Source organism: Salipiger sp. PrR002 (genome assembly GCF_010500775.1).
GTDB lineage: Bacteria > Pseudomonadota > Alphaproteobacteria > Rhodobacterales > Rhodobacteraceae > Salipiger.
This window is the reverse complement of record NZ_JAAGOU010000010.1, coordinates 50,250-75,983: the sequence shown is the minus strand read 5'-3', so window position 1 is coordinate 75,983 and position 25,734 is coordinate 50,250. Positions and strand designations below refer to the sequence as shown.

Here is a 25,734-nt window from a genome sequence, read left to right as displayed (position 1 = left end):
AGAGCATGGCACAGCAACTCCTGATCTGGACCGTCCTGCCCAATGGCCGCGTCACCGAGGGCGACGGCAGGGGGCGCTGGCGGGTCTCTGCCGTGGTCTCGCCCCGGCTGACGCCCGAAGCGGCGGATGAGCAGCAACTGAAGGCCTTCCCCGAATGGCTCGACTGGCCCAAGACGCTGGAGCGCGCGGGCTTTGCGCTGAAGCTGGCCTTCGGCACGGTCAAACTGCAGCTGTCGAGCGCGCCGAAGTCCGAGCTCTGGGCCGAGTTCTTTGCGCCCGAGACGCCGGTTGCGGGCTTTGTCTATAAGGACATGAGCCGGGTGAACCTGCATTCCTTCCCGCTGCGCAACGTGCTGGCCTACGCAAGAACCCATTACGGCAACCTTGCCGGGGGCTCGTCGGATCACCCGCGTCTGCTGCCTTGGCGCGACGCCGCGCCGGAACTGAAGGGGATGCTCGAAGGGATCGGCACGCGTACACAAAAGATCACGCTGGGCGACCGGGTGATCGAGGTCATGGACGAAGGCTTTGGGCGGCTGCATGACGACCGTCGCCGCCGGGTGATCGAGCGCCCGGTGTTTGGCGAGGACTCGGTGTTTGAGATGCCAGTGCCCGCGCCGGGGATCGAGGGCGAGGGCGCGCGACCTTCTGCGGGCGGCAAGCGCCCACGCCATGTGATGCCGCCCGATTGGGTGCCGCCCGCGCTGGCGGGCGCTGCCTCGGGCCTCATGTCGCAGTTCCGCAATGCCGATGAGTACAGCTTCTATCAGGCCGACCGCTTCTACCGCCGCCGACGCCCGACGCAGGCCGAGCGCGCCAAGCGCCGCCCGGATTTTCAGGGCGTCCCTGCGGCGCCCGCCGTGCCGGAATATGACTTCCACCGCATCGCGGCCTCTTTTGCCAATTACGGCGCGCTGATGCGCGATCTCGGGCTGGTGCTGGATTTCACCTTCGAAGACGACGGCGCGATTGCCGAGCGCATCGCGCTTGGCGGCGGCACCGGCTTCGGGCTGATGCAACTGCAGGTCAAATGGGACGGCGGCGCGCCGGGGGAGGAGGCGACGCCGCGCACCGCTTGGCTGGCGCGCAAGGACCGTTTCGTCACCCGTGCCCGCACCGATGATCACGCGCAGGGGCTTTTGCGGCTGGAAGGCAGCGACGATGGCTGGTCGGTCGCGAAAGACGAGACCGACGGGCTTTTCGATCTCTATCAGGTCGATCCCGACGGCGCTGCGCTGAAGACGGTGAATTACACGCTGACGGCGCAGAACCTTCTGGGCAAGAGCCTGTCGCTGCGCCAATCCGCGGGCGAGGTGACCTATACCACCGGCGACCGCCAGCCCCCCGCCGCGCTGCGCAGTTGCGGCATCGGGGTCTCGCAGCACGGGCGGGCCGAGAAACTGGCCGAGATCGCCGCGGCGGCTGATCTCAAGAACACCGAGATCGCTGGCGGCAACGGCGATCAGGTGGTGCTTTTCGCCGAGGATGTGCACCGCGGCTACCGCGTCGATGTGGCCGAAGTGCCAAGCCTGACCGAGCCCGGCATCTGGCGCTCGCTTTGTGCGCGCGAGGGCCGGTATCGGGCGCTGAAGTCCGGCACCGCGCTCGACTATGCGCCGGACGAGGGCCATGTCTCTGGCGCGTCGCTCAGCGGCGATCCCGACGACGACAGCGAACAATACCTGCACGAAAGCCTGTTCCGCTGGACGGGCTGGTCGCTGGTCGCGCCGCGTCCCGGTAAGGTGATCCGCTCGGAAAAGGCAGAAGATAGCGAGTTGCAGGCGGAGGTGCCCGCCGAGGTGACCGACGCCGCCGAGAAGGGCAATGGTCTGGCCGTGGACTTCCGCGCCCGGCGCGGCTCGCTGCCGCGGCTGCGCTTTGGCCGGGCGTATCGGATGCGGGCGCGGATGGTCGATCTTGCAGGCAACGCTCTGGCGCTGGACGATCCCTCGATCGAGCCGCTCGAACAGGCCAGCGATCCGGTCGGCTACTGGCGGTTCGAGCCGGTCGATCCGCCGGTTCTGGTGCAGCGCGCGCGGCTCAGCGAAGGTGAACAGCTGGAGCGCATGGTGATCCGTTCGAACGTGCAGACCTCTGCCGCGGACTATCTTCAGACGCAGGACTTCAAGGAGGCGGCGCAGGCGCCAGCTTCGGCGGATTTCGCCTATACCGCGATCAATGAACGCCATGTGGTGCCGCCGAAATCCTCGCAGCAGCAATGCGAGACGCATGGGCTGTTCGATCCGTTCCTCGGCGGCGATTGGGAGGCGTCTAAGAAGGGCTATGAGATTGCGGCGCGCGAGGCGGGCACGCTCTATGATCCGCAGCCGGGCAGTCAGATCGAACTGATCACCCCGCAGGCCGTCGCACCGGCGGCCACAACGCAGGCGGTGCCGCCGCAGATGCCGGGCCCCGACAACCCGGTCGGCGACCGGATGGTCGGCGGGCAATATGTCATCCACCGCGAAGCGCATGTGCGCACGCCCTATCTGCCCGATGGCGCTGCGGGCGGTGTCGCGCTGCGTGCCGAGCCGGGGCACGAGATCCCCGGGCTGGTCGAGGGGTTGGTGCTGGGCGATCACTGCCGCGTGGTGCGCTCGCAGGCGACCGACCAGCTGGTGCTGCTGATCCGCCACCGCGCGGACTGGCCCGACGCGCAGGGCTTCCGGATCGAGTTGGAAGAGCGGGCCGAGACGGACAGCGAATTGCCCTGCAAGGTCGCCTTCCCCGATGACGGGCGACCGAAGTGGGACGAGGCCGAGCGGGTCCTGCGCCTGTTCCTGCCCAAGGGACAGATCCTGCGGCTGCGCTATTCGAGCTTCATCGCGCCCGAGTTCCTGCGCGCCTTCGGGATGCCGCGCTGGACGGCGACGCAGAAGGCGGGCGAGGCGCTGATGATGGCCGCTGCGATCGGTGAGACATGGCTGATGACGCCGTTCCGCAGGCTGGTCATGGTGCACGCCACGCAGCAGCCGATCTGTGCGCCGCAGTTGCTCAACCTGACCGCGCAGCGCGGGCTCGGCGAGCCCTCGGCGCGGCTTTTGGTCCGGCAGGTGCTGCTGCACGGCCCCTCGACCGGCAAGTTTCAGATCGAGGCGCGCTGGAAAGAATGGGTCGACGACATCAACCGCCCCGGCCCGGAGCGCGTCAGCTTCAACGGCGCGCTGGCCGAGGTGCGACTGGCCGAGAACCACCGCAACGGTTTCATCCTCGCGCAGGCGGTGGATGCGCAATTGGCCGATCCGGAGGCAAAGCGCGGCGACGTGCATGAGATCGGCGACACGCGGTTCCGTCTGGTGCAGTACCGCGTTCGGGCGACCACGCGCTTTCGCGAGTACCTGCCGCCCGCGATGTACGACAAACCCGCGCTGATCACCCGCGAAGGACCGGATGCCGAGGGGCCCGCCTTTGCGCTGCCCGATGAGGGCGATCCGGGCGCACCGGTATTGCGGCAGACCGGGGGCGCGACCGCGCAGACCCCGGTGCCCGCCAGTGCGCCGCCCGCCGATCCGCGGCTGCTCTATGTCGTGCCGACGTTCCGGTGGCAGCGCCCGAAGATCGCCGGACGGCACGAGGTGACGCGGCATGGCAACGGCTTGCGGGTCTGGCTCGACCGCCCGTGGTTCTCGTCAGGGGATGGCGAGTTGCTGGGCGTGGTGCTGCTGGCGAATGGCGGCAGCTTTTCGAAAATCCCCGAGGATATGGAGCAGCTTGTCACGCAATGGGGCACCGACCCGATGTGGGAGACCAGCCAGCCCAAGCAGGCCATCTCGGATACGGATTTCCCCGCGCGCGTCACCGCCGAAAGCCTGCGGCTGCAGGAAAAACCCGGCCATGCGCCGGTCCGTATCCTTGGGCACCGGGTGCATTGGGACGCCGAGCGCAGTCTGTGGTTCTGCGACATCGAGCTCAACCCCGGCACCACCTATATGCCCTTCGTGCGACTGGCTTTGGTGCGCTACCAGCCCAATGCCCTGCCGCAGGTGAAGATCTCCAAAGTGGTGCTGGCCGAGTTCGCGCAGGTCCTGCCGCGCCGCAAGCTGACCGCGCGCATGGACGGCAGCACGCTCAAGGTGACGCTGCACGGGCCGAACCCGAAGAGCGGGCCGATCCACTTCACGCGGGATTCCTCGCATCAGGGCGTGTCTTACATCAACGGCCCGTTCGAGACCGGGCGCAACCGGGTGGAACTGGTCCTGCAAGAGCAGCGCGGCGGCATCGACAGCGATCTGGCGTGGGAGGATGTGAAGGTGCTCGAAAGCCATGTGGTCGGGGCAGAGGAGCAGACGGGCAGTGGCCCCTCGGTGTTCGAGCCGCTGACGCCGATCGGCGGGGTCACGGTGACGCCCGCGCGCACAGGCGCGCGCCAGCCCGTGGGAACGGGCCGCGTCGTCCGTCCGGCGGCGGGGGGAAGGGTGCGCCTGCCCGGGGCGGTCAACCTTGGCACCATGGCTCTGCGCCGCTCGGGCCGCCTCGGCACGATCCTCGACGACGGGCGCACACGCTTCCCGGCTCCGGGCGATCTGGAGGTGTTCGATCCCTTCATCACCGACCCGCCGTTCTGGCAGGGTCAGGCGAAACTGCCCACGGGCGGAGGGGCGCGCCGTCTGGTGCTGCGCGAGTTCGAGCGCTTCTACTCCGATGACATCGCGCCGCCGCGGCGCGGGTCCCGGCTTGCGGCACAACGCATCATCGAAGAGCGCCTCGTCTTCGCCGAGACCTTCGAGACAGAGGCGCTCTGACGTATAGCAAATTGAGAGACTCGGGGTGCTGTGGGGATTGCTCCCCATGGGCCGATAAGAACTTACGAAATGGTTAAATTGCGTCGAGCCTATTGCCTTGAAAAAGACACAATATTCGAAGGGTTCAGATTTATCCAAAGCCGCAATCTTCATTTATAAAGTGAGCTTTGGATTATAACGCTCTGAAAACGAGAGAAAGCTGAGGCATCGTTCTGCGGTTTCACGCCGGGCCATGCGGCGCCGAACGCCCTCCGGTCAGGGTTGGCTCGGGGTCTGAGAGGCTGGAAAATATAGCGAAAAGTTGACCGATGGCGCGTTGTGGGCCAAAGTTGATGGATTGAATGAAGGCCCATTTCACCCTCCGCTGGAGGTACTCATGTTTCCGATAAAGCATTTGTCGCGGTCGGATGAGATTGCCGCCGCCAATCAACTTGGGGTTCCCGTCTCGGTCATAAAGGCCGTCAAGGCGGTTGAGGCGCGCCAACGCGGATTTATTACGGGAACCGACCGCCCCTGTATCCTCTTCGAGGGTCATCATTTCAGTCGGCTGACCAAAGGAAAATACGACCGGGCGCATCCTGATATTTCCTATCCGAAATGGACCCGGGTCCACTACAAGGGCGGGCGCGGGGAATATGACCGGCTGCTCAAGGCGATCCGCATCAACCGCGGCGACAGCGATCCGGCGCTAAAGTCTGCGTCCTGGGGGCTGTTTCAGATCATGGGCTTCAACCATGATCTGGTCGGCTATGAAACCGTGGGCGCCTTTGTCAACGCCATGGCTCTGGGAGAGCCGCAGCAACTGACGGCCTTCGTTCGCTTTATCGAGCACAACAATCTTGCCGACAAGTTGCGCAGCGAGAGATGGGACGAGTTCGCGCGCGCCTATAATGGCCCCGCCTACCGAGCCAACAAATACCACATCAAGCTGGCCGCAGAATTCACCAAGGCGCGGGCGATGATCGACGAGGAACGCACCGGCGGGCAGGTCAATCTCGAGCGCGGCGACACCATGCAGCTGCAGGCGGCGCTCAACGTGGCGATCGACACCGGGCTCGTTGTCGATGGCTGGATTGGCGACAACACCCGCGCCGCGATCCGCACCTTTCAGGAGCGCGAGGGCATGCCGGTCGACGGCAAGGTAAGCAAAGAGCTGCTGGATCGTCTCGAACTTGAAGTGCCCGACTATGACGCCATTGTGGAGGCCTGAGCCATGGTCACAAGCGCAACCGTCCTCTCCGCCGCCCGGATCATCGCCGGTCGCTTTCTGCCAGTATTGCTTGGCAAGCTCTCCGGCTCGCGGGCGGGGGACCTTGCCGAGCGTGTGGTGAGCACCGCCGCCGGGGTTGTCGGGCTGCCGCTCGACGCCAGCGTCGACCAGATCGTCGCCAAACTGGGGGATGACCCCGAGGCCGAGCGGCGTTTCACCCTCGCGATGATGGAGATCGAGCGCGACGTCTACCGGCTGGAGCTTGAGGATCGCCGCGCCGCCCGGGAAAGCCAGAACGCGCGCGGGCAGCAGCGCGCGGACATGATGCTGAAGATGGTGGTGACCGGTCTGCTGGCCTGCATCCTCGCTGTGGTGGCGCTTGGCTTGGTCGGGAGCGACACCGGCAACGAAGCGGCCCGCGCCTCGCTGATCGCGCTGCTGACGACCATCGCCGGCGCGCTGCTGAAGATGTTCAGCGATGCGTTCGCCTTCGAGTTCGGCAGCTCGCGCGGCTCGAAGAACAAGGATGATCAGATCGAGGAATTCAATCAGGCGCTGCTGGCTGTGGGGCGCAAGCAGCAGGATCGGACGCAGGAGATGCTGCGCGAGAACCTCGACAAGCGCACTGTGGTCGCCGTCGAGGCCGAGGCGAGTGCCATCACCGTTGCGGCGGCGGCAGGCAAGCGGGATTTCGTGGCCGAGCTGGAGGCCGAAGCGGCGGCTTGAACAGGGAAGGGAGCGCGCCTTTGCGCTGGAGAACGACAGATGCCTGAAGGTGAGGAGACGCCGGTCCCCAAGTGGTCGTGGGCGCGGTTTCGCGCTTACATCGCCGAAGCCTTTCAGCGGGCGAAATTGCTGCGCACCCTGCTGAAGGCGGCGTTCACCCTCGGCGTCGTGTGCTTGCTCTTGTACTTTGGATCCTTCGCAGTGCCGCATCTCACCGAGCGCTTTCAGAACGCGCGCTCGGACGTGGCGCGCGCGTTGCGCGGCGATCCCGACCGGCCCGGCGTGTCGGGGCTGATCTACGTTGAGAGCCCCGAGGTTTATACCCGTCAGCGGCTGGTGAACGATCGCTACCTGCAGGATGCGTGGCTGCGCGAGCGGCTCGAAGAGATCGACGATCCCAACGCCGGTTGGATCGAGGAGACGCAGGCCGAGATGCGACGCGCGGTGCTGAGCATCGTCGCCGAAGGTGAGCCCGCCAAGCCGGAAGGCGAGGCGGCGTCCGAGCCCGCCGCGAGCATCTCAGACACCGCGCTGCAGGAGCTTTTGAAGGTGCCCTTCGACGCGCGGTTCCAGCTTCAGTCCGAGGCGCGCGACAAGATCCGCCAGTTGATCCTCGAGAACGCGCTCGACGACCGGCACGATCTCAGCGGCAATACCGTCTTTGGGCTGAAGTTCGATACCTCGATCCTGCCGGGGTCAGAGACCTACCTCAATCCTACGGTCGCTGTGCGGATGGAGCAAAACCCGCTCGACCGCCTGTTTGATCTGCGCCGCAACGGGCATGCGGACACCGCTGTCGGACCCGAGGATTTCGTCCGCCATTTCATGCGCTTTGAAAAGGTGGACGACGCGCCAAATCAAAGCTCCATGCGGGAGCGCGAGAGCGACGAGTTCGCTATCCTCGAACGGATCGACGCGTATTTCGCCAACTGGTTGCTGAGCCTTGAGCAGCGTCTGGAAGACTCTCGGGGTAATGCAAAAAGCAGCTGCTCCGAAGCCGACGTTCAAAGGGCAGAAGTTATTCTGGGCAAAGCGATCTGCGAGCGGGGGGTGGGCGACGAGCTGCTGCTCAGCGAACCGGCGCGGCAGCACATTGAGACCACCTTTGAACAGGTGGAAAGCGTCGACGGTGCGCTGAGCTACATCACTCGCGCCCCTCATTTCGGACGCAAAACTGCCGAGAAGCTGCGCGCGCAGGTGCTGCGCAATGCCGAGGAGATCTGCAAGGAGTTCCGCGATGACAAAGTGACCCTAGAGGAATTCCTGATCGAGCAGCAGTCGTTCATTCCCTCGGCGCAGGGGCGCGTGCCGGGCGTTTGGGGCATGTTTCTAGACGCCACGACCACATTCCGCGAGTCGCTTGAGCCGGGGTTGTGCCCCTATGATATCGACATGACTTTCAACGGCAGCAGCGTGAAGCTTTTTGTCACCTATCTGGAAGGCACTCAGTACTTTGGACCCTCGGCGGAAACCAGTTTCCTGGGCGGAGAGGGCCTGCTGCCGCTGGATTGCGGAGAGGACAACTGCGAGGACTTCCACGTCTGGCTGGATACGACGGACATCGCAGACCAAGCGCTGATCGAAGAGATCAGGAGCAGCCTGAACCCCAAAGTGCTGGCGACGATTGGGCGCGAGGCCACGGCGATCTCTGAGAGGGTGGTGTGCCGGTTGCAGACCGGCGGATCGGGCGGCGGGCGCTGGGTCACCGGCCCAAGTCGGGAGGCGCTGCTGGAGACAAACATGGCGCTCGCCGGTGGTGGTGCGGCGGACGTCAGTGTCACCAATTGCGCTCCGGGCCGGTCTCTGCGGTTGCGGCTTGGTGCCTTCGAGTTCTTCCGGCGCATGGCCGAGGTCGAAAGCTATACCTATGCCGCCTTCCCGCGCGGCGATGTGACCGGCGTGGTCCGCGAGGTGGGCGAGCAGCAGTCTTTGGGATTTGAAGGAGAGGCTGGCGGCGCCTCGGGGCGCGCGGGATATGACCGCAGCAGACGTCGCAGCACGGTCGAGGCTGTGCCGAGGGTGATAAACTTTGCCTCGGGCCAAGACCGTTCGTCGCAGTCGGAAGCCCAGCGGGAGAGGAATTTCGATTTCGGCTGGACGGTGGTCAAAGAGGGCGCGAAGGAGCCGATGATGGTCTCGCAGCTCGTGCTGATTTCGATGCCAGCCTATATGGATGAGATCAAACTGACGCTTTGGAAGGGATTTCTCGATCTCGACAAAGTGCCATCAGACCGTTTCGCGCTTCTGTCGGAAGAGGACGACGCGACGGAAGCGGGTGGCGCCGCACTGCAGAGCGCCGATGGAGACGCCCCGTCCTACGCGGCTCCCGCCGAGGGGGGCGTGCCCACGCCCGGCGCGCGCACGTACAACGCCATGAGCTTCGAAGAGCGCATCCGCTTTTTGATGAAAGGCTATGAGGCCGGGACCATCACGCTGAAGGTGCCGCCAGATTTCACCGCCCTCGATAGTATCGTGATTGGCCGCAGCATGATCCTCGGCCCGCAGATCAATGTCTCTGAACTGAATAGGGCGAAGGAGGGCGAGCAGCCCAAAGGCAAGGGTCGCAGGGAATGCGTGCGTTGGTCAAAGATTGTCGAGACGCCCGCGACCGCCGATGGCGATACGGAAGAGGTCTATTACCTGCTCGAATTGATCGTACCGGGCGAGCGTCTTTGGCGTTCGACAGTGGTGACCCTCGGGGGGGCCAAGGCGCAGCGGATCGAGGTGATGCCGGACATGCGCGGCATCCTTGCGACCTTCCACTTGCCCGTCGCGCCGATTGCCGGAGACCAAGGCATCTCGGTCTGGACCAGCGAAGGCCGAGACACTGCCATCGTGCGCGTGTGCGATTCAGAAGGAAAATAGCGGCCAAAGCCTGCCGCATCTGATGCGGGCGTCAGCGGTGCGGGATCAGCGCGCCACTTGCCCGATGTAGCGACCGCATTTGCAGGGCGAGTTGATCGGCTGCGGCGCCACGGTACAGATGCCATTGGGCGTTTCGCAGACGGTGCCGGTGCTCTGCTGAACAAGCTCGCGCAATACGGGCTTGTTGGAAGGCGCGTATGACCCTGCCTCGGAAGATTGTTCCGGCGCGGATATTGTCGCCGCTGCGACCGGTGCCGGGGCCGCGGAATCGTCTGCCAGAGCGACGCGCTGCGCGGTTTGATTCGTCAGCAGGCCGTAGCCGATGGCAAGACTGCCAGCGACGGCCAGAAGGGTCCCGAGGGCTAGGCCTTTGACATTTCTCACTGCTTTGAACCTCTGGTCTGGCAGGGCGCGCTTTGGCGCCTCTTGGTTGCCGCCAAGTCTACAGCAGAGGCGCTCTGAGGCCAATAAAAGCTGGGTCAATGGGCGAAGACCTGCCTTGCACCTCGGGCCGATCAAGGGCCGCGCGGCTCTGTTTCGGCGGGCGGGGCGGTTACATTGCCCAAGCCTCGGTGAACCCTTCGACGCCGAACTCACGGTCAATGGTCGGCAGGTCGTGCGGGCTCAGCAGCAGAACGCCGGTCGTGGCGGCAAGGCGGCGCGCGCTTGGCGTGAACCCCGCCGTGGCAAGCACCGCCGCCCCGGCGAGCCCATAGTAGTTCTTGCCGGTGAACGCCTCTTGGATGGCCTTGTTGCCGACCGGGGAATTGTAGCGTTTGACCTGCAGGCCGATGACCAGCGCGCCTTTGCGCGCGACGATGTCGATGCCCTGATCATAGCCGCGTTTGGTGACGTCGGCGTCCCAGCCGAAATGCCGCAGCTGTGCCGCACACCAATGTTCGAACTCGGCGGGATCGCTTGGATAATCCTCGGCGTCAAAGCCGCCGTCCTTGGCCTCGCTTTCGATCCGTTCGACCTCGGCCAGCACGTAATCGACCACCGCCGGCTCGATCCGGTGATAGTCGAAAGACAGGTCGATGCTGTCGAGAAATTCCAGCGCGATCTCGTGCCGTTCGTCGGCGATCACCCGGTTGTAGTCGTTCTTTTTGACAGCGAGCCGCAGGTTGCGCGACAGGGCGGCGGAATGCGCCTCCACATGGCGGGTCAACTCGCGGCGCTTGGCAGGGCTGAGTGCGAGGCCAAGCGCCTTGAACACCAGCACCAGCACCGTGAGATAGCCAAAGCCGATGAGCGGCAGAGCCCGTGTCGTGGCCACCGAGGCCTCGAGCGCGTAATAGGCATAGCCTACGCAGACCAGCGCCAGAAAGGTCACGGCGCCAAGGATCGTTTCGTATTCTTTTCTCATTCGCTGCCGCCTCGGTGCGTTGTTTTCCCTTAGTCTACTCCGAGGGGAACATTTCGGCAACATATGACGTGAGAGTCGGCGCGTAAGCGCTTATCACAATGGCATGAATCTGGTTCATTCCCTTGCCTCCACATCCGCTTTGTCTGCCGATATCAAAAGGCCCAGAGCAATGCTCCGGGCCTTCCTGTCGTCATTTGGCGGCGGGTTTCAGGCCGCGATGGCGTCGTCGATGGTCGAGAAAAACTCGCCGCGCGTGAACGGCATGGTCAGAATGCCGCTGGCGCCGAGGCCCTTGGCAAGCAGCGTCGTCGCGACCTTGGCGTAGCGGTTCAGCACGACGATCGGCTGGCGGTCGTTGCGCGCGCGCAGGTCGCGCAGGAACGAAAAACCGTCCTGATCGGGCAGGTCGGGGTCCATCATCACCAGATCGTACTGGCCGCTTTCGATCAGCGGGCGGGCGTCATCGGCGGTGGCGGTCTGGAAGGCGGCGTGGCCGCCCTCGGAAAGAATGCGATCCAGCGCGCGGCGCTGGTCGTGGTCTGGCAGGAGCAGAAGGATCCGGGCCATGCTGATCGCCTCATCTGTTGGTTTCGACAGCCCAAAGGATGCTGTCGCAGAGGCTTTCGCTCAACCGAGTCGTCCAGAGGTTTACGCTACGTCCACGGGGATAACTGCGGGGGAAATGTGGGGGAATTGCGGGGGTGAAATTTAGGCCGCTTTGGCGCGCTCAGGGGGTGCCGCCGGTGCGTCACGCGGCGGCTTCAGCCGACCTTACGCAAAACGGCACCCGTTATCGCGGTGCGCCCGGCGGGGGGCATCCCTGAAACCGATGCGCGCCCGATGCGGGTGCCGTCTGTCTGTGTTGCCTGCGGGCGCCTCAGGGACGCCCGCAGAAGACCGCTTTTGGCGATCAGAAATGGACCGAGCGCGAGGTGCCCGGCACCTCTTGCGGCGGCGCGAATTTGGTCAGGTCGATGCCTTGGACAGCCGACTTGTACTCCTCCGCGTTGGGCGTGCGGCCAAGGATGGCCGAGAGTACCACCACCGGCGTCGAGGCCAGCAGCGACTCGCCCTTCTTCTCGGCGGAGTCTTCCACCACGCGGCCTTGGAACAGGCGGGTCGAGGTTGCGAGAACCGTGTCGCCCTTGGCGGCCTTTTCCTGGTTGCCCATGCAGAGGTTACAGCCCGGACGCTCGAGGTAGAGGATGTTCTCATACTCGGTGCGGTTCTGGGTTTTCGGGAACAGGTCGTCGAACTCGAAGCCCGAGTACTTCTGCAGGATTTCCCAGTCGCCCTCTTCCTTCAGCTCGTCGATGATGTTGTAGGTCGGCGCGGCCACCACGAGCGGTGCCTTGAACTCGACTTTGCCGTTGGTCTTCTCAAGGTTCTTGAGCATCTGCGCGACGATCTTCATGTCGCCCTTGTGCACCATGCACGAGCCGACGAAGCCCAGATCCACCTTCTTTTCGCCACCGTAGTAGGACACGGGACGGATGGTGTCATGGGTGTAGCGGCGCGACGGGTCGGCGTTGTTGACGTCCGGGTCGGCGATCATCGGCTCGTCGATCTGGTCGAGATCGACAACCACTTCGGCGAAATACTTGGCGTTGGCGTCCGGGGTCAGCGCGGGCTTCTCGCCCGAACGGATCTCGGCGATGCGCTTGTCGGCCTTGGCGATCAGGCCTGCGAGCGTGCCTGCCTCATTGTCCATGCCCTTGTCGATCATCACCTGAATGCGGTGCTTGGCCAGTTCCAGCGAGCCGATCAGCGTCTCATCGTTGGAGATACAGATCGAGGCCTTGGCCTTCATCTCTGCGGTCCAGTCGGTGAAGGTGAAGGCTTGGTCCGCCAGCAGGGTGCCGATGTGCACTTCGATGACGCGGCCCTGGAAAACGTTGTCGCCGTGCTGCGCCAGCATCTGTGCCTGCGTCGCGTGCACCACGTCGCGGAAGTCCATGTGATCGGCCATCTTGCCCTTGAAGGTCACCTTCACGGACTCGGGGATCGGCATGGTTGCCTCGCCGGTCGCCAGCGCCAGCGCCACGGTGCCGGAGTCGGCACCAAAGGCCACGCCTTTGGACATACGGGTGTGGCTGTCGCCGCCGATGATGATGTCCCAGTCATCCACGGTGATGTCGTTCAGCACCTTGTGGATCACGTCGGTCATCGCGTGATAGACGCCCTTCGGGTCGCGCCCGGTGATCAGGCCGAAGTTGTTCATGAAGGACATCAGCTTGGGGATGTTGGCCTGCGCCTTCTTGTCCCAGACCGAGGCGGTGTGACAGCCGGACTGATAGGCACCATCGACCGACGGCGAGATCACCGTGGCGGCCATCGCTTCAAGCTCTTGGCAGGTCATCAGACCGGTGGTGTCCTGGCTGCCGACGATGTTGACGTTGACGCGCACATCGGAACCGGCGTGCAGGGTCTTGCCCGGCGTGGTGCCGCGGGCGTTGCGGTTGAAGATCTTCTCGACCGCGGTCAGGCCCTGACCTTCGTGGCTGACTTCCTTGTTCGGGGCAAAGACCAGCGGCGCTTCGATGCCCAGCGTTTCGGCAGCGAAGGTCTGCAGCATCTTGCCAAAGACCACGGCGTAGGAGCCGCCGGCCTTCATGAACTCGACTTTCTGCGGGGTGAAGGCCGAGGAGACATCGGCCAGCTCTTCGCCGTCCTCGCTGGTCAGCTTCTTCTTCTTGGTGTCGATCTTCAGCACGGTGCCGGTCTCGACCGAGTATTTCTGGTCGAGGATCGGGTTGCCTTCGTTGTTGAGGATCGGCTTGCCGTTCTCGTCGAGCTTTTTCACCCAGTTCTTCAGGTCAAGCCCGATGCCGCCGGTCACGCCGACGGTGGTCTGGAAGATCGGCGAAATGCCGTTGGTGCCCGCGACGACCGGCGCGATGTTGACGAAGGGCACATAGGGGCTGGCCTTCTTGCCGGTCCACAGCGCCACGTTGTTGACGCCCGACATCCGCGAGGAGCCGACGCCCATGGTGCCCTTTTCGGCGATCAGCATCACGCGCTTGCCCGGGTGCTGCAGCTTCAGCGCCTCGATTTCCTTCTGCGCTTTCTCGCTGATCATGCACTTGCCGTGCAGCTCGCGGTCCGAGCGCGAGTGCGCTTGGTTGCCCGGCGACAGCAGGTCGGTCGAGATATCGCCTTCGGCGGCGATATAGGTCACCACTTCCACCTCGTCTTCGACCTCGGGGAGCTTGGTGAAGAATTCCGCCTGCGCGTAGCTTTCGAGGATGTCCTTCGCCACGGCGTTGCCGGCTTTGTAGGCCGCTGCCAGGCGATCCGTATCGGCTTCATAGAGGAAGACCTGCGTCTTCAGCACGTCTGCGGCCTGCGCTGCAATCGCGGCGTCGTCACCGAGCGCGAGGTCGAGCAGCACTTCCACCGAGGGGCCGCCCTTCATGTGCGAAAGCAGCTCAAAGGCGAAGTCGGGGGTGATTTCCGCAACCACGGCCTCGCCGAGGATGATCTTCTTGAGGAAGGCGGCCTTCACGCCTGCGGCGCTCGTGGTGCCGGGCAGGGTGTTGTAGATGAAGAACTCGAGCGAGTCTTTGCGGTGCTCGTTGGTCTCGTCCTCGATCTGCGCGATCAGCTCTGCGACCAGCGCGCCGTCGTCGATCGGCTTGGGGTGGAGCCCCTCGCCCTTGCGCGTTTCGATTTCCTGCAAGTAATCGGTGTACAAGCTCATGACGTTTCCTGCGACTGGTGTTTGGCAAAGCTGCAGCGCCGAAGGGTCAGATCTGGTTCGGCGAGCGGCGGCGGGCTTATTGTATGCGCCAGTATACCAATCCCCCGGAAGCATCAAGATCCCAGACGTCGACAATGTGACGGGACAGGCAATAGGCGCTGCTTTGCCGCAGGCAGAGGCCGCGCGCTTTGGCGGGTGATGCCACGCGGTCTCTGCGGGGTGCAAGGCATGAAGTCCGGCGCGCGCGGGTCAGGCCTCTGCCGCTTCCGCGCGCTCCAGTGCCTGCCGACGCAGCGACGCGAGATGCCCCACCACCAGCGCAAGGATGGCAAGGCCAAGGAAGGCCGCCACCGGGCGCTGGAAGAAATCGGCAAAGACCTCGACCCGCGCCATGGCCGGACGGAACTTCGTCTCCATGATCCCGCCCAGCACCAGCCCGAGGATGATCGGCACCGGCGGCAGGTCCTGCCGCTTGAGGATCAGCCCGATCCAGCCAAAGACCGCCGCGATGATGCAATCGGTGATCGAGTTGCGCAGGCTGTAGACGCCGACAAAGCTCAGGGTCAGGATCATCACCCCCAGAAAGCGCGTCGGAATGCGGATGATCTTCAGCAGCAGGTTCGACGAGACCATCATGAACAGTACCACGATCACGTTGAGCAGGATCATCGCCGCATAAAGCGCGTAGACGAAATCGATCTGCCCCTGAAAGAGCTGCGGGCCGGGGATCACATTGTGCACGTAGAACACCGAAAGCATCATGGCCGTGAGCGCCTCGCCGGGGATGCCAAGCGCCAAGAGCGGGATCATCGCGGCGGCGGGCACGGCGTTGTTGGCCGACTCCGAGGCGACGAGCCCCTCTTCGCTGCCGTTGCCAAAGGCGTCGGGGGTCTTCGAGGTCTTCTGAGCGTAGGTGTAGCTCAGGAATTGCGCGGTGAACTCGCCGACGCCGGGGATCATCCCCATCAGCACGCCGAACCCCGTGCCCGCCGCGACCAGCCGCTTGTGGCGGAAGGTGCGGCCCATGGCGCGCGCCATGGAGCCCTTGATCGGCTTGGCGTCGGGCGCGTCCTCGGGGCCCGAGAGCAGCAGAAAGGCTTGGCTCAGCGCGAAAAGCCCCAGCACCACGACGATCAGATCGAAACCCGAGGCCAGCCAAGGCTGATCGAAGGTGAAGCGCTGGGTGTATTTGAGCGGCTCCAGTCCCACGGTCCCCAGAAAGACGCCGAAGCCTGCCAGCATGCCCGCCGCCAGCGCCTGCCCACGGTGCGCGATGACCACCAGCACGAGGCCGAGCAGCGCGGCGAGGAAGATTTCCTTCGAGCCGAACATCGGCGCGACCTTGGCCAGCACCGGCGAGAGCAGGATCAGCGCGAGGATCGACAGGATGCCGCTGCCGAAAGAGGCACCATAGGCCAGCCCCAGCGCCTTCAGCGCCTCGCCGTGCTTGGTCATCGGGTGGCCGTCGTAGGTGGTCAGCGCGTTGACCGCCGTGCCGGGCGTGTTGATCAGGATCGCCGGCAGCGCGCCGCCGAACATCGACGAGCCATAGATCCCCAGCAGCATGACCAGTCCCACGAGCGGCGGCAGGGCGAAGGTCGCAGGCAGCAGGATGGCGATGGCCACGGCGGGGCCGACGCCGGGGATGGCGCCGATGATGACGCCGCCGACCGAGCCGATCAGCAGGGCCAGCAGCACGTCGAGATGCATCAGCATACCGATGCCGGAAAGGAGCATGTCCATGGCGGGGCCTCAGAAACGGGTCATCAGGAAGGAGCGGAAGTCGCCCGCAGGCAGCAGCTCGTAGATCGCGCCCGACGGGATGTTCACCCCCAGCAGGCTGCGGAAGACGAGCACGGTGCCAAGCGCGAACAGCGCCGCCAGCCCCATCCAGCGCAGCGAGCGGTAGCCGAGCCGCCAGCTCAGCGCGCAGGTGAACAGGGCGGTCGCCAGCAGGTATCCGGCCCACGGCACGAGCTGCACATAGGCAAGAAACCACGCTGCGAATTCCAGCGGGCGCAGCCAGCCCTTGATCTCCTGCCATGCGCCGCCCGAGGGATGCGCGGCGAGCGCGCGCAGCAAATATCCGGCGGAAAAGACCAGCATGGTAAGGGTCGCCACCGCGGGCCAGAAGCGCGGCTGGACGAAGGCTTTGGTGCGCGGCAGCCAGTCGGTCTGGAACGGCAGCAGCAGCAGAAGGATCAGCGACAGGCCAAAGAACCCGGCGGCAAAGATCACCTCGCCCGGCCCGGCGGCGCGGCGCGGCGCGCCGGTGACCTGCCGCAGGCTGATGGTGCGCAGCACGCGCTGAAAACGCGTGCCGGTGCGCTGGCCCGGGCGTGGAGGAATGTCCACGCCCGGCACCGGTTTGGCGATCGGGTCACTCATCGAGCAACTCGGCGATCTTCGCCCGCGCGGCCATATCGGCCTCGAGCTGCGCTTGCGATTCCTCGGCGTTCTGCCAGTAGATCAGCGCCCCGGTGTCGGCGGCGAGCTTCTTGGCGGCCTCAGAGGCCATGACCTTTTCGGCCACGGCGGCAATCTTGTCGCGCGCCTCTTGCGGCACGTCCGACTTCACGAAAAGCCCGTTCCACAGCGCGAGGTTTAGTTCGGGCACCACTTCGCCCACGGTCGGCGTGTCGGGGGTCAGCGGGATGCGCTCGGAGCCGATGGAGGCGAGCACCTTGATGTCATCAAGGCAGGGGAAGACTTGCTGGAGTGTGGTGTTCATCACATCCACATCGCCCGAAGCGAGCGTGTTGCAGTCGAGCGCGTCGAAGGCGCTCTCATAGGCGAAGTCGAACCCTTTGGCCTGCGCCACGGCGAAAGTGATCTGCGTCGGGGTCAGCATGGACCCGAAGTGGCCAAGCGCGACGTCGTTGTCCTTGGCGTAATCGGCCAGCTCGTCCAGCGACGAATAGGGCGCGTCACCCGAGGTGGCGATGACGAACGGGTAGGTGACAAAGATGCCGATCGGCTCGAAGGGGTTCGGCGAAAGCTGCGGGATGCCGATCTCGGGGCCCGACAGCGGCACGTCCGACACGAAAGAGCCGATGGTGTAGCCGTCCGCCGCTGCGCCTGCGACTTCCACGGCGCCGGGGAAGGGGCCACCACCGCCACCGGGCTTGTTCACCACCGCGGCGGCGACGCCGTATTCGTTCTGGAATTCGTCGGCGATCATCCGGGTCAGGATGTCTTCGAGATCGCCGGGCGGGAAGGGAATGACGAACTCCACCGGCTTTTCGGGGTATTCGGCGAGGGCGGCGACGGGGAGGGCCGCAAGGACGCCGGTGAGGGCGAGAGGGGCAATGCGTGTCATGTCTGTCTCCTGTTGGATCGTTGGTTTTTCTTCTTCAGGTGAGGCCCACGCCCATACCGGCGGTGGCCAAGGTCATCGGGGCGATCTCGCCCAGCCGAGCAAGGTCACGGTGCAGCAGCGCGCGCAGGCTCAGCAGCAGGCCAAAGCCCGCATAGAGCGCCAGCGCCAGCGCGGCGCCCTGCAGGTAGAGGTCCGGCCCCGGCATCGGCAGACGGGTGAGGCCCTGCACCGTGAGCAGGGGAATGGCTCCGCTGGCGCAAAGCGCGCTGCCGTTGAGGACAAAGAGCGCCCCCAGCACCAGCGCCATCACGAGGTTCGACGCGGCGCGATGCGCGCAGAGCGCAGGCGCCGCGCCGCGTGCGGCCAGCGGCACCAGCGCCAGCAATCCCGCCGCTCCCAGCATCAGCCCCGGCGTGCCGCCCGCCATGGCAAGCGCCATGGCCAGCAGCGAGGCCAGCGCCGCGCCGCGCTGCGCCCGGTCTGCCCCGGCCATGCAGGCCAGCGTGCCGAGCGCCGCTAGGGCCAGAAGCGAGAGGTGCCAGCCGGACAAGGCTTACTCCGCCGCGATCTTGTTCGACCGGCAGCACTTTGCGCCGTTCGGGTCCTTGGGCACATCGAGCGTCGGGTTGCGGTCAAAGAAGTTCTCGGGGCGCAGCTTGAAACCGGCGTAGTCCACCGGCATTACCGGCCAATCCTCGGTGCGCGGGAAGTGGGTCAGGCCGAAGGTGTGCCAGACCACGATGTCCTCGCCGTCCACCGAGCGGTTCGCCGCGGCATAGGCCGGAAGCCCCGCACCGCCCGGGTGCTGGTTCGGCGTGTAGCCCGCCGCCCACATCTCGTCGCGGTCGAACTTGGTGACCCAGAGCGATTTGGTGGCAAAGCCCGCGCGCTGGGTGATCGAGGCGTCGTCATCCGCCAGCAGCAGCGGCAGCCCTTCGGGCGCCAGCACATAGGCGGTGGGCTCGCCGAGGTAGTTGGTCGCCTCCGCCGAGGAGATGCGCCAGACCCGGCCCAACTCGTTGCGGGCGACGCGCTGCGCACCCTCTTCGGTCTCGAGCCGGGTGATCTGCCGGGTGAAGGCGTTGCCCACCGGGTTGCCCGGCCCCATCGGCACGCGCTTGACGTCGATCTCGTCGACGCGGTTCTTCAGCCCGTCGATGGCAAAATCGAGCCGTGCCGAGAACATGTGCTGGTGCTGCGGCGCGCCCAGTTGCGGCGCCAGTTCGGTGGCCCATTCATAGTCACCTTCGGGGCGGCCCGAGGTGAAGACGATGCCGGTCGCCTTGCACTCGAGCTCGATTTTTCCGTCGAGGTAGAAGTACCAGTAGAAGCCGTAGTCGTAGTTTCCGACGGTCACGAAGAAGGACACCACGAGGCGGCGCTGGCGGCGCACGTCGGAGCGACCGGTAAAGATGTCCGTGTGTTTCCAGAGCGTGCCGAAGTCTTCTTCGTGGATGCAGACGGCGTTCTTGATCTCGATGGGGTTGCAGAAGTCATCGACCACCGTGGCGTCAACATAGTGGATCTCGCCAAGGCAGTCGCAGCCCAGCACCAGCGAGTTCGCCAGACGCCCGAACTGGTATTCGCCCGCGTCGAAGTAGTTCTGCCACTCGTGCGTCGGCTGCGGCTCGCCATAGGGCACCACCATCTCCGACACCGAAGCGCGGTTGAGGATCGAGCGGTCGCGGTCGCCGTCCTTGAAACGGATGTCGTGCAGGGTCAGCCCCTCGCGCCCGTTGAAGCCGACGCGGATGGACCAGTTTTCCCAGCTCAGCACGTTGTCCTCCATGGTGAAGGATCCGCCCTGCGGCTGGGTGATGTTGAGCGGTTTCATGGTCTCGCGCTTCTCGATCGCCGGATCGAGATAGTCGTCGTTCTGCGCGGGCACGGTGGGAAAGCCGGTATCGACGAAGCGCAGCACTTTCCGCTCGGTGAGGTCGACATGGCAGACGACGCCTTCGATCGGATGGGCCCAGAGCGCGTGGATGGCATCGGGACTCGGCGCTTGGAAGCTCAGCACGCGCAGCATGCGGCGGCCTTCCTCTTCCTCGAAGCCGAAGACGCCAGCCGAGAGAGGGCAGCAAAAGACGGTGTCGAGATCAAGGATGCCGCGCTTGGCCAGCGCCTCGACGAACCGCGGGTCGGCCTTGGCGATCTCTTCGGCGGCGACATAATCCTCGTCGAGCACCGGGCCCCAGCCGTCGACCTTGGGATCGAGGCTGCGCTGGTGGATGATCTTCTCGGCGGGAATGTCGACGATGATCTCGGTCAGCGCCCCGGCGGCAAGATCAGTGACCAGCACGCCGATCTCACGCGGGATGGCAGCGCCGGGGGTGAAGCTCGCCAGCGTTTCGCGGGCCGGTTCGCGCAGCATGACGTAGGAGTAGCGCGTGCTGTCCCCGGCAAAGCCCGCCGCCGCGAGGACGGCCTTCAGCGTGGTGACCTCCTGCGCGGAGATCGGGTCCAGCGGGTGTTTGACGGGCTGCGCTGCGGTGGCGTCTGCGGGCGGCGTGTCGGTGATCATGTCGCTCATGTCGTCCTCTCGGGGTCGCGGTTTTCCGAAAGGCTGAAGAGAGGCGCAGCGTGCATCTATTGCGATATGCGCCAAAAACTCGATAAAACGCGCCAAACGCGCCACCGCCCGCGCTTTCCTGCCGCAACCTGCGGTGGCGCGGCGCAATGGGCAGAAAAGGCGTTTTCACGCTGCATCTTTGCTGGGCGCTTTGCGGCGCGCTCTGATCGCGCGCGTGGCAGAGCGCGAATTCACGCGGAAGTGAGTCGCCTAGCCGCGGCGGCGCGAGGGGGCGTCTCCGGTCCAGTCGCGGAAGGCGCGCCAGAACACGGTTTCGTCCGAATAGCCCAGCGTGGCGGCCACGGCTTTGAGCCGCGTTCCCGGATGCGAAAGCTGCTGCTCGGCAATCGTCTGGCGCTGAGCGCGGACCAGATCGCGCAGCGAACGGCCTTCGGCGGCAAGGTGGCGCTGCAGGCTGCGCGGGGCCATGCCGAGCGCCGCCGAGACCGTCGCCAGATCAACGGGCGCATGGCCGAGGTTGCGGCTGATGACCAGCTGCACCCGCTCGCTCACGCTGCGCTCGGGGTCCTGCGCGTGAACAAGATCGGCCACATGGCGCTCGATCACAGCGATCAGCCCGGCGTCCTCGGTCCGATGCGGCGTGTCGAGGCCGGTCGTGTCGAAGAGGATCCTGTTGGCGCTTTGCTCGAAACGCACGGGGGCGTCAAAGAGCCGTTCCAGAAGATCCGGGCGGCGCGAGGGGGCGTGGGTGAAATGCACCTCTTCGGGTGCCCAATGCCGGTCGAACGAAAGACGCAGCAACTGGCACAGGCAGGACAGCGAGAACTCTGCGTCCTGCGCGCCGGGGGCGCCGGTGTGGCTGCGGATCTGGTAGCTGATGCTGTGCCAGCCGGTGTCGTCCTTGGCCTGCGTCAGCGTCATCTCGGTGGCGCTCTGCAAGGCCGCCAGCGCCCCCATGAAGCGGTGCAGCCCGCGCCGGATGGTGGCCGATTGCGCCAGCAACAGCCCGGTCGGGCCAAGGTCCGCCGGGGTGATGGCGCGGCCCAGCCGGGCCCCCAGCACCGGGTCCTTGGCGGCACGTGCGGCGCCTTCAAATAACGTCAGATAGGCCGACAGCGGGATCTCTTCATAGGGATCGCGCAGCGCCGCAAGATCGAGCCCCTCGGCCCCGACGATCTCCGCCAGCGCCTCGTGCTGCGCCTCGAAATGGCGCAGCACCGGCACGAGCGCGGTGGCACGAACGAAGGGGCGGCCCAAAGCAGGGGCGGACGGTGTGGCGGCAGGGGGCATGAGGCTCCTCGTCGGTTGAGGGGCAAGTATTCCCCGCCGGGCGGCCCTCGGCAAGCGCCGCCGCCGTACCTACCTCCGTGGCTCAGCCCTGCAGCAGCGCCATGAGCTTTTGTGTATCCATCGCGCGGCAAGTGCCAACCGCGGGCCGGGCCATGGGCACGTCCTCGGCGGCGCAGAGCGCGTTGAGAACCGCTTCGTCCACCGCTTCAACGGCGGCCATATAGACCGGGTCGAGAAGCTCGTCGTTCAGGCAGGTCATCTGCCGCCACGGGCCCGAGAGCTGCGGCAGCGGCATCTCATTGGCGGTCGAGAAAGCGAGGAAGATGTCGCCCGAGTTGTTGCCTCCCGGAGAGCCTGCGCGGCCGATGCCGATGGCGGCGCGGCGCGACAGGCGCTCGAGTTGGCTGGGCGAGAGCGGCAGGTCGGTGGCGAGGATCACGATGATCGAGCCGCGCTCGGTCATCATGTCCATGATCCGATGCTCGGTCATCTGCGCGCCGACGCGGCGGCCCGCCACGGTGAGCCAGGGCCGCAGCCCGTGGTTGGCCTGAACCAGCGCGCCCATGGTGAAGCTCGCGCCATCCACCTCCAGCGTGCGCGAGGCGGTGCCGGTGCCGCCCTTGAACTCGTAGCAGATCATCCCCGCACCGCCGCCGGAGTTGCCTTCGCGCAGCGGGCCGGGTTTCGCCGCATCCAGCGCCTGCCGCGCCAGCGCCTCGGTCACATGCAGCCCGTTGATGTCGTTGAGCACGCCGTCATAGGTCTCGGCCACCACCGGCATTGCCCAGAGATGGTTGTCCTCCCACGTGCTGCCGTAGGTCTCGATCATCCAGCGCACCGCCGCCGTGTGGCAGGGGCCGATGGCGTGGGAGTTGGAGATCATGATCGGCCCGGCCAGCCAGCCACCGTCGCGCACCCAATGCGCGCCGGTCATCTCGCCGTTGCCGTTGAGGCTGAACTGTCCGGCCCAGACCGGCTTTGGCTCGGGGTCGCGGCCACGCGGCAGGATCGCGGTCACGCCGGTCTGCACCTGAATGCCGCGGGTGGCGAGCGACGGATCGCGCGACGACAGCAGCTCGGTGGTGCCCACTTCGATCCCCGGCACATCGGTGATGGCGTTGAGCGGTCCGGGAGTGCCGGGCAGGGGAATGCCCAGTTCGCGCGCGCGCGGCTTGGTCGTCACGGTCATTTCTGTCGTCTCGATCTGAAGTAGAGGCCGATGGCGGCGATCAGCAGGGTGAACAGCAGCATCAGCGTGGCAATGGCGTTGATCTCGGGCTTGATGCCGCGGCGAAGCAGGCCCCAGATGTGGATCGGCAGCGTGGTGTTGCCGGTCCCGGCGATGAAATAGGTGATCACCAGATCATCCATCGAGATGATGAACGCCAGCAGCCAGCCGCCCAGAATGCCCGGCGCGATGCCCGGCAGGGTGACTTTGCGGAAGGTCTGCGCCGGGGTGGCGCCAAGGTCTGCCGAGGCTTCCTCGACGCTGGTGTCGAACTCGGCGAGCCGGGCAGAGACCGTCACGAAGACGTAGGAGATCAGGAAGGTCGATTGGCCGATGATGATGCTCAGCAGCGACAGGTTCATCCCGATGGTGATGAAGAAGATCAGCAGCGCGATCCCCAGCACGATGTCGGGCATGATCATCGGCATCATCAGCAGCGTCCGGTAAAAGCGCGCCAGACGAAAGCGGTAGCGCGCCACCGCCAGCGCCAGTGCCGTGCCGAAGACGGTGGAGAGCACAGAGGTCGAGAGCGCGACGATCAGGCTGGTGCGCACCGCGCCGTAAAGCTGGTCGGAGCTATCCACATAGGTGGTGCTGTCGGTGATCGCGGTCTCCATGCCAAAGATTTGCCGGTACCAGTCCAGCGTGAAGCCGTCCCAGATCATCATGTTCACGGTGTTGGCGTTGAACGAATAGATCACCACCAGCAGGATCGGCGCGTAGATGAAGGCGAAGAAGAGCAGGCCATAGAGGTTCAGAATGCGGCGCAGGATCATGCCTCGGCCTCCCGGCGCGCGAGGCGCAACTGCATCACCAAAAGCACCAGAACCGCGCACATCACCATCATCGCCAAGGCCGAGCCGAAGGGCCAGTTGCGGGCCGAGAGGAACTGCTGCTCGATCAGGTTGCCGATCATCAGAACCTTTGCCCCGCCCAGCACCGAGGGCACGATGAAGTTGCCCAAGGCCGGGATGAAGGTGATCACCGAGCCGCCGATGATGCCGGGCAGCGTGGCGGGCAGGATCACTTTGCGGAAGGTCTGAATGCGGGTGGCGCCGAGGTCCGAAGAGGCTTCGATCTGCGCCATGTCGAGTTTCTCGATCGAGCCGTAGAGCGGCAGGAACATGAAGGGGATGAACACATAGGTCATCCCGAGGATCACCGCGAAATCGGTGTAGAGAAACTCGATCGGCTCCGAGGTCAGACCAATCGCCATCAGCCCCTGATTGAGAAAGCCCGTGGGCCTCAGGATCAGCACCCAAGCGAAAAGCCGCACGATCAGGCTGACGAAGAACGGCAGCGTGACGAGAAAGATCGAGAAATCGCGCAGACCGGGGCGCATCCGGCTGATCCAGAACGCGGCAGGGTAGCTGATCAGAAGGCTGGCAAGAACCGTCAGCGCCGCCAGCCGCAGCGAGCGCAGGAAGATGGCGATATAGACCGGATCGAATTTCTCATAGCGCGTGTCGGCCCAGCCAAGAATGCGCCCGTAGTTGAGATGCGAGAAGATCCAGTCGACGCCGCCGTAGAGGCCCGGCGTGAGGAAGCTGTAGACCAGCATGATCAGCAGCGGGCCGAAGAAGAAGAACAGCAAGAACACCGTCGGCGCACCAAGCAGCCCGACGAGATGCAGGAACTTGCGGCGGGCGAGGGTCATGGCTTGACCTCGTCAATGAGGTGCAGCCCCTGTGCCGGAGCGTGCAGCGTCAGCGTGCTGCCGAGGCCGGGCAGGGGGCTGTTGCTGCGCAGCAGGGCGGTGATCGTGCCATGTGCGGCTGTGTCCAGCGCGATCTGGTGATCGGTGCCGGTGTAGTAGGTCTCGCGGATCGTGCCGGTGAAGCTCAGCGCATGGCCCTCGGGCGGCGTCGCCGAAAGCGCCTCGGGACGCAAGAGCAGCGTCGCAGTGCCGGGGGCGTGGGCGGTGGCAAAGCTCTGACCGTCGGGCAGGCCGGCCCGGCCCGCCTCGATCTTCACGGGCAGCAGGTTGCTCTCACCAAGGAAGTCGGCGGTGAAGAGGTTGGCCGGGGTCTGGTAAAGCTCGGTCGGCGCGCCGATCTGCTGGATCCGGCCATGCGCCAGCACCGCGATGCGGTCGGACATGGTCAGCGCCTCTTCCTGATCGTGGGTCACGAAGATAAAGCCGATGCCCAGCTCGCGCTGCAGCGCCTTCAGTTCCTGCTGCATCTTCTGGCGCAGGTTCTTGTCGAGCGCCGAGAGCGGCTCGTCGAGCAGCAAGAGCTTGGGCCGTGCCGCCAGCGCGCGCGCCAAGGCGACACGCTGCTGCTGGCCGCCGGACAACTGCTGGATCGAGCGTTTCTCCATCCCCGCAAGCCCGACCAGTTCCAGCATCTCACCTACACGCGCGCGGATCTCGCGCTTGTCGCGGCCCGCAATCTCCAGCGCGTAGCCAACGTTGCGCGCCACGCTCATGTGGCCAAAGAGGGCGTAGCGCTGGAACACGGTGTTCACCGGGCGGCGGTGCGCAGGCATCTGCGTGACGGCGGTGCCGTCGATCAGCACATCGCCCGCGTCCAGCGTCTCAAAGCCGCTGATGGTGCGCAGAAGCGTGGTCTTGCCGCAGCCGGAGGGGCCGAGAAGTGTGACAAACTCGGCGCTGGCGAGCTTCAGCGAGATGCCGTCGAGCGCGGTCATCGTGCCGCCTTCTGGGGTGCGGAACGCCTTGCGCGCGTTGATGATTTCAAGAGGAGAGGGCATGGTGGTCCGGTCCTGCGCGCCGGCGGGGATGCCCCCCGCC

At 65.3% G+C, this 25,734-nt stretch carries 18 protein-coding genes; 4 read left to right on the top strand and 14 right to left on the bottom strand.

Annotation, left to right across the window (positions count from 1 at the left end; translation table 11 throughout):
* Positions 1 to 5 precede the first annotated feature (5 nt).
* The 4 genes from G0A00_RS12475 to G0A00_RS12460 all read left to right on the top strand — a co-directional run bounded on the left by G0A00_RS12475 (position 6) and on the right by G0A00_RS12460 (position 9,543).
* Positions 6 to 4,742, top strand: a complete 4,737-nt coding sequence (locus G0A00_RS12475) for a hypothetical protein (protein ID WP_164181400.1) — start codon at positions 6 to 8, stop codon at positions 4,740 to 4,742.
* Positions 4,743 to 5,043: 301 nt separating this feature from the next.
* Positions 5,044 to 5,952, top strand: coding sequence for an N-acetylmuramidase domain-containing protein (locus G0A00_RS12470; protein ID WP_164181402.1), 909 nt, complete (start codon positions 5,044 to 5,046; stop codon positions 5,950 to 5,952).
* Between the two features lie 3 nt (positions 5,953 to 5,955).
* The gene (locus G0A00_RS12465; protein ID WP_164181404.1) at positions 5,956 to 6,678 is read left to right on the top strand and encodes a hypothetical protein; all 723 of its coding nucleotides are present in this window, start codon (positions 5,956 to 5,958) and stop codon (positions 6,676 to 6,678) included.
* 39 nt (positions 6,679 to 6,717) lie between these two features.
* Entirely contained in the window at positions 6,718 to 9,543 is a 2,826-nt protein-coding gene (locus tag G0A00_RS12460; protein ID WP_164181406.1) for a hypothetical protein, read from the top strand.
* Between the two features lie 45 nt (positions 9,544 to 9,588).
* On the opposite strand, the gene G0A00_RS26765 is transcribed toward G0A00_RS12460, so the two are convergent.
* The 14 genes from G0A00_RS26765 to G0A00_RS12395 all read right to left on the bottom strand — a co-directional run bounded on the left by G0A00_RS26765 (position 9,589) and on the right by G0A00_RS12395 (position 25,694).
* Complete coding sequence (locus G0A00_RS26765; protein ID WP_255455347.1) at positions 9,589 to 9,717, bottom strand: hypothetical protein; 129 nt, start codon at positions 9,715 to 9,717, stop codon at positions 9,589 to 9,591.
* Positions 9,718 to 10,096: 379 nt separating this feature from the next.
* Complete coding sequence (locus G0A00_RS12455) at positions 10,097 to 10,909, bottom strand: restriction endonuclease (protein ID WP_066110284.1); 813 nt, start codon at positions 10,907 to 10,909, stop codon at positions 10,097 to 10,099.
* A gap of 207 nt (positions 10,910 to 11,116) precedes the next feature.
* Positions 11,117 to 11,476 carry a response regulator gene (locus G0A00_RS12450; RefSeq protein WP_164181407.1) on the bottom strand — a complete coding sequence of 120 codons (360 nt, stop codon included), beginning with the start codon at positions 11,474 to 11,476 and terminating at the stop codon, positions 11,117 to 11,119.
* Positions 11,477 to 11,819: 343 nt separating this feature from the next.
* The gene (locus tag G0A00_RS12445; protein ID WP_164181409.1) at positions 11,820 to 14,609 is read right to left on the bottom strand and encodes a bifunctional aconitate hydratase 2/2-methylisocitrate dehydratase; all 2,790 of its coding nucleotides are present in this window, start codon (positions 14,607 to 14,609) and stop codon (positions 11,820 to 11,822) included.
* Positions 14,610 to 14,858: 249 nt separating this feature from the next.
* A complete protein-coding gene (locus G0A00_RS12440) occupies positions 14,859 to 16,352 on the bottom strand; it encodes a tripartite tricarboxylate transporter permease (RefSeq protein WP_164181410.1) in 1,494 nt (497 codons plus the stop codon).
* 9 nt (positions 16,353 to 16,361) lie between these two features.
* Positions 16,362 to 16,997 (bottom strand): tripartite tricarboxylate transporter TctB family protein, encoded by a 636-nt coding sequence (locus tag G0A00_RS12435; RefSeq protein WP_164181411.1) that lies wholly within the window; start codon positions 16,995 to 16,997, stop codon positions 16,362 to 16,364.
* Positions 16,990 to 17,928, bottom strand: a complete 939-nt coding sequence (locus G0A00_RS12430) for a tripartite tricarboxylate transporter substrate-binding protein (RefSeq protein ID WP_164181412.1) — start codon at positions 17,926 to 17,928, stop codon at positions 16,990 to 16,992. Before G0A00_RS12430 ends, G0A00_RS12435 begins: the two co-directional genes overlap by 8 nt.
* A 34-nt stretch (positions 17,929 to 17,962) precedes the next feature.
* A complete protein-coding gene (locus G0A00_RS12425; protein ID WP_164181413.1) occupies positions 17,963 to 18,478 on the bottom strand; it encodes a hypothetical protein in 516 nt (171 codons plus the stop codon).
* A gap of 3 nt (positions 18,479 to 18,481) precedes the next feature.
* Positions 18,482 to 20,461 (bottom strand): primary-amine oxidase, encoded by a 1,980-nt coding sequence (locus G0A00_RS12420; protein ID WP_164181414.1) that lies wholly within the window; start codon positions 20,459 to 20,461, stop codon positions 18,482 to 18,484.
* 249 nt (positions 20,462 to 20,710) lie between these two features.
* Complete coding sequence (locus G0A00_RS12415) at positions 20,711 to 21,751, bottom strand: AraC family transcriptional regulator (protein ID WP_164181415.1); 1,041 nt, start codon at positions 21,749 to 21,751, stop codon at positions 20,711 to 20,713.
* A gap of 82 nt (positions 21,752 to 21,833) precedes the next feature.
* Positions 21,834 to 22,940: a P1 family peptidase gene (locus G0A00_RS12410; protein WP_164181416.1), complete on the bottom strand. Its 1,107-nt coding sequence runs from the start codon at positions 22,938 to 22,940 to the stop codon at positions 21,834 to 21,836.
* A complete protein-coding gene (locus G0A00_RS12405; protein WP_164181418.1) occupies positions 22,937 to 23,755 on the bottom strand; it encodes an ABC transporter permease in 819 nt (272 codons plus the stop codon). Before G0A00_RS12405 ends, G0A00_RS12410 begins: the two co-directional genes overlap by 4 nt.
* Positions 23,752 to 24,636, bottom strand: a complete 885-nt coding sequence (locus tag G0A00_RS12400) for an ABC transporter permease (RefSeq protein WP_164181420.1) — start codon at positions 24,634 to 24,636, stop codon at positions 23,752 to 23,754. The genes G0A00_RS12405 and G0A00_RS12400 overlap by 4 nt, the downstream gene beginning before the upstream one ends.
* A complete protein-coding gene (locus tag G0A00_RS12395) occupies positions 24,633 to 25,694 on the bottom strand; it encodes an ABC transporter ATP-binding protein (RefSeq protein ID WP_235953035.1) in 1,062 nt (353 codons plus the stop codon). The genes G0A00_RS12400 and G0A00_RS12395 overlap by 4 nt, the downstream gene beginning before the upstream one ends.
* Positions 25,695 to 25,734 lie beyond the last annotated feature (40 nt).